This window comes from Tritonibacter sp. SIMBA_163 (assembly GCF_046535935.1).
Classification (GTDB): domain Bacteria; phylum Pseudomonadota; class Alphaproteobacteria; order Rhodobacterales; family Rhodobacteraceae; genus Epibacterium; species Epibacterium scottomollicae.
This window is the reverse complement of record NZ_JAWJBP010000331.1, coordinates 1-278: the sequence shown is the minus strand read 5'-3', so window position 1 is coordinate 278 and position 278 is coordinate 1. Positions and strand designations below refer to the sequence as shown.

Annotated in this window: 1 protein-coding gene; it reads left to right on the top strand. The window is 67.3% G+C overall.

What is annotated here, in order from left to right; genetic code table 11:
- Nucleotides 1-278, top strand: a 278-nt coding sequence (locus R0J92_RS22615; protein ID WP_411053308.1) for a hypothetical protein, incomplete at both ends; no start/stop codon positions are given.

Here is a 278-nt window from a genome sequence, read left to right as displayed (position 1 = left end):
ACCAGTCGCCGATCGGCCGCACCCCGCGCTCCAACCCGGCGACCTACACCGGCGCCTTCACGCCGATCCGCGAGTGGTTCGCCGGCCTGCCGGAATCCAACACCCGCGGCTACAAGCCGGGCCGCTTCTCGTTCAACGTGAAGGGCGGCCGCTGCGAGGCGTGCCAGGGCGACGGCGTGATCAAGATCGAGATGCACTTCCTGCCCGACGTCTTCGTGACCTGCGACGAGTGCAAGGGCAAGCGCTACAACCGCGAGACCCTGGAGATCACCTTCAAG